This window comes from Helicobacter sp. MIT 14-3879 (assembly GCF_003364125.1).
The window spans coordinates 1-4,746 of record NZ_NXLP01000084.1; the positions used below are offsets into that span (position 1 = coordinate 1).

The following is a 4,746-nucleotide window of genomic DNA, read 5'->3' on the forward strand; positions in this document are numbered from 1 at the left end:
GGGGGGGGGGGGGGGGGGGGGGGGGGGGGGGGGGGGGGGGGGGGGGGGGGGGGGGGGGGGGGGGGGGGGGGGGGGGGGGGGGGGGGGGGGGGGGGGGGGAGGCTAATAAGATTACCAAAAGCCATAAATTACTTAAACTCAAAGTAGATATAGGAGAACCAAAAGAAAGACAGATTGTTGCAGGTATTGCCGAATTTTATGAGTGTGAAAGTTTAATTGGCAAGCAAGTTTGCATTTTAACCAATCTTAAGCCTACTAAATTTATGGGTGTAACCAGTGAGGGTATGCTCCTTGCGTGTAAAGATAATGAAGGACTAAGTATTTTGGGAGTAGAATGCGCGAGAAAAAACGGAAGTAAAATTGGCTAATTAAGACAACTCAATATCAATAAGAGTTTTATTAATATCTTAAGAGCGTTGGCTACTTTACAATTACGCGAGTTAATTGTAGATTTTATCATTGCAAGCGCAGTTTTGGGTGAGGTTATCCAAAGAGTACATTAAAGAAATTAATCGCAGTTTAGAGATGTTCAAAGCATTGCTTAAGGTTTCATTTACTTAAACAAGTTAGGGAGGGAGGGGTAAATTTTGCTTTAACACAAGGTTTAAAACAATTCAAGGAGAAGCAATCGCCATTATATATGCAAACAAACCGCGTAACACATTTACAAAGAATGGCGAAAATAGGCTCGCTCATGTTTGCTATGTAAAGATATACATACTTTAATAGGCTTTCAACTACACAATCCATCTAAAGTTTAAAAGTTATTTATGTCGCTTTGTTGGCTGTGAGGTAGAGATTTATTCCTTTAATGAATAAGATAGACCAAAGATATAATATTGACGCACATGTTTGAGTGCAACACCTACAAATCGTTGGCAAATTTTTTATACAGAGAATCTCTATGATGAATATAACGTCAAGGATAATTACTCCACTTATTTTTCAATAAAGTATCTTGATGAGGTAGGTGAAAGTTGGCAGTTGTATTGAATTAGAAATTAAAATACTATCAGAGAGCAGTTTATTGATAATAGTTTCAAATAACATCAGAAGAATCAAGCAAAATATGCGTGTAAAAATTTCTTTGCTTTTTCGCTTGTTCTCGCTTGCGAATAACGTTGTAATTATTCTTTGTGAGTATTATTGACATCAAATTTGTGATTAGAATACAATCTCTATATGCAAGCCTTAAAGATTCCAAATAATTGATTTGTAATTTGCTACCTCAAAGCAGTGCTTCTTGGTGTTCTATCATTCATAAAGGATACCCCCACACATTTAAAGCCTATCAAGTCATGTCTAGCATTGCAATAGGGCATTATAGGGGAGAATCAAAGCATATCATGAAGGTTAGTTCTTAATGACCTTGCCACCTCTCTCTTTTATGCACAAATCTCTCTTTCTGAATCAAAAGAAGAGAGAAATGCCTTACTGCCAAGAGTATTCCTATGAATTAGTGGCACATCTACAACACAAAGGCATTTGTTTGTCTTACTTAAGCAAATGTGAAGTATCCCAAGATTCTTAATCTTGTCATTCTAAAGCTTTGTAAAACGAATATGAAGTATCTCTCTTTATCATACTTAAGCTTTAAGCGTAGTTTGAGATTCTTTGCTCTTTTAGAATCTAGTAGAAGAGATTCTTCGCTTTGCTAAAGCAAGCTAAGAATGACAAGGATTGCTAGATTATTCAGTCTTGCTATGCAAGACTTCAAAATGACAGAAGAAAAAATAGATTCTTGAGTAACGACAAGAATCCTTATTTGTCTTATCTGCAATGTAGTTACCTTATCCTATTTACAAGTATTAGGTAAGAGCAGTTGTCATTACTTAAGCGAAGTATCTCCCTTTGTTATATTAAGACTCCTTTTCTTGTCATTCCTAAAGGCTTTAGCCGAAGTATCTCTGAATACTCAAGCTTGTCATTCTAAGCTTTAAACGTAGTCAAAGCGAAGAATCTCTTTCTGCACTCTGAATCTCTTAATGATAGAATCTTAGATTCTGCATGATTCTATATTTTAATCTCATTATAAAGTTTGAACAAAGCTTTAGATTCTCAAAGAGACAAATAAGAGAAAAGATTGCCTATAAACTAAAGAGATTCTATACCTGCTTTAGCTTTAAAGCTTTGCATTAATTCTTTTTTAGCCTATAAACTAAAGAGATTCTATAAGTTGTTTAATAATATTGAGGACATACCCACAGATTTAATTGGCTTTAGCAAGTATAGAATCTACAAGTTGTTTAATAGGGATTGTAATAGGGTTTTTGCTCTTTGATTCTAAAGCTTTACATGATAGGATTATTTGTGTTGTGAGAGCTTTAACAAGTATAGAATCTGCAAGCTGTTTAATACTTGCAATTGATTCAGTTTGCAATACTCCAGCTTTAGCAAGTATAGAATCTACAAATTGTTTAAATCCTCTTACCTAAAACCTCTATATCTGCAAAGCTTAAAACTTCTTGTTGTCATTTTCTCTCTCTTTCTATTCTTTCTATTCTTTCTATTCTTTCTATTCTTTCTATTCTTTCTATTCTTTCGCTTTCTCTCTTTATTTTAATCGCTTTAAAGGCTAGAGATATGTGAGATTACCCTCTCTAGTAAAAAGAACTTTCTCTGTTCTTTTTCTCTTTCTGCTCCCTCTCTCTGTTAAGAGAAAAGATTGCCTATAAACTAAAGAGATTCTATACCTGCTTTAGCTTTCAAAGCTTTGCATTTCTAGCAAAAAAGAACTTTCCATTTGTCTCTTTGAGGGAGAATTTCCTTGACTTTCAAAGTCAGCCAAAAAGACTAGATTTCTCTTATATTCAAAAGCGAGGATTAAATCACGCCTTGGTCAATCATCGCTTCTGCAACCTTTCTGAATCCTGCGATATTTGCTCCTAGCACAAAATTGGTAGGTTCGCCAAATTCTTGTGCAGTTTGACTGACATTATGAAAGATATTTTCCATAATGCTATGCAAATGCTTATCTACGATTTCAAAGCTCCACGCATTCATACTTGCATTTTGCGCCATTTCTAGCCCACTCACAGCCACGCCCCCTGCATTAGCAGCCTTGCCCGGACCATAGCAAATTTTTGCCTTAATAAACTGACGCACTGCTTCAATCGTAGAGGGCATATTTGCACCCTCACTCACGCATTTGCAACCATTTTGGAGGAGATTCTTAGCGTCTTGCTCATTGAGTTCGTTTTGTGTTGCGCTAGGGAAGGCTGCAAAGCAGGGGATTGACCACACTGCATTGCTCCCTGCAGGATAATCACTGATGGGAGTGTATTGAGTGCTTGGTTTGTTTTGTGCATATTCTGTGAGTGAAGCACGTCTGACTTCCTTAATCTCCTTTAACAACTCCAAATTAATGCCTTCTTTATCATAAATCATACCTTGAGAATCACTTACTGTTACAGGCTTTGCACCGAGTTGCAAGAGCTTTTCCACTGTGTAAATGGCAACATTGCCTGCTCCAGAGACAGTGCATACTTTGCCTTCAAGACTTTCATTGCGTGATTTGAGCATTTCTTGAGCGAAATACACACAACCATAGCCTGTGGCTTCAGTGCGCACAAGACTGCCACCCCATGCTAGAGATTTGCCTGTTAAGACGCCCTCAAAGCAATTGGTGAGTTTCTTGTATTGTCCAAAGAGATAGCCTATCTCTCTGCTACCCACGCCAATATCACCTGCAGGGACATCAGTTGTTGCTCCAATATGGCGATAAAGCTCATTCATAAAGGCTTGACAAAACCGCATAATCTCCCCCTCACTTTTCCCCTTAGGGTCAAAGTCGCTTCCACCTTTAGCTCCACCCATTGCAAGGGTGGTGAGAGAATTTTTGAGAATCTGCTCAAAGCCTAGAAATTTTATCACGCCCTCATTCACACTAGGATGAAAGCGTAATCCCCCTTTATAAGGTCCAATGGCAGAATTAAATTCAATACGATAACCACGATTGGTTTGGATTTTACCCTTATCATCTACCCAGCTTACACGAAAGTGGATTTCTCTATCAGGGAGGGCTAAACGCTCAAGGATAGCATATTTTTCATATTTCTTGTTTTTGTCAAGAGCAGGCTTAAGAGATTCAAATACTTCTTCCAACGCTTGATGAAACAGCGTTTGTGTGGGGAATTGTGTTTTGAGACGATTAAGAACATTGCTGGCATACATAGGGAATCTCCTTGCTTTTAAGTTGTTGTATAATAATATTTTATTATTATAGGCTATATTTCTTAAAACATTTCCCATAAAATAATAGCAAAGCTAAAATGACATTCCTAGCCTCAATATTTCCTAAAGCAATATCTTGTGTTGGTGAGGATTAAAAAATTAAGGGATTAGAGAAAGGAAGATTCCAACATGCAAGAGATTAGAGGGGGATAAATCCCTTGATGAGAGAAAGCACTTAAGCATAGATTCTATTACACATAGATTGATTTAATCTTGGAATCTTTTGGCAGGCTCGTGTACTTTCACAGAGCTAATACAAGCAGTAAGATAACTTTAGAGCTTAAGCGACTTGCTGCGTGAAGTGTTAAGATTCTTGTAGGATTATTTATGTCAATAAGCATGAAGGGCAATAGTCTTATGAGAATTATCAATGAAAGATACAGTCATGTAGATTCTCTCTCAAGCTAAGAATGCTTTATTCTAACAACAAGCTTGTAGTGCTAGAGCAATAAAGTTTGCTTCATGTTCTGCCTTAATGAAACAAAGACTAATATCTCATTGATATTCCATGAG

2 protein-coding genes and 1 pseudogene are annotated in these 4,746 nt (G+C 37.2%); 2 read left to right on the forward strand and 1 reads right to left on the reverse strand.

Annotation, left to right across the window (positions count from 1 at the left end):
- Together CQA44_RS12720 and CQA44_RS12725 are read left to right on the forward strand one after the other, a co-directional pair.
- Positions 1-368 (forward strand): annotated as a pseudogene (locus tag CQA44_RS12720) (hypothetical protein); the annotation flags it as partial.
- Positions 369-2,213: 1,845 nt separating this feature from the next.
- Positions 2,214-2,435: a hypothetical protein gene (locus tag CQA44_RS12725; RefSeq protein WP_115547312.1), complete on the forward strand. Its 222-nt coding sequence runs from the start codon at positions 2,214-2,216 to the stop codon at positions 2,433-2,435.
- Between the two features lie 388 nt (positions 2,436-2,823).
- On the opposite strand, the gene gdhA is transcribed toward CQA44_RS12725, so the two are convergent.
- Positions 2,824-4,173: an NADP-specific glutamate dehydrogenase gene (gdhA, locus tag CQA44_RS11240; protein ID WP_115547313.1), complete on the reverse strand. Its 1,350-nt coding sequence runs from the start codon at positions 4,171-4,173 to the stop codon at positions 2,824-2,826.
- Positions 4,174-4,746 lie beyond the last annotated feature (573 nt).

Bases quoted from the DNA above. Each gene is read 5' to 3' on its own strand.
- gdhA (WP_115547313.1), bottom strand. From the start codon at position 4,173: ATGTATGCCAGCAATGTTCTTAATCGTCTCAAAACACAATTCCCCACA.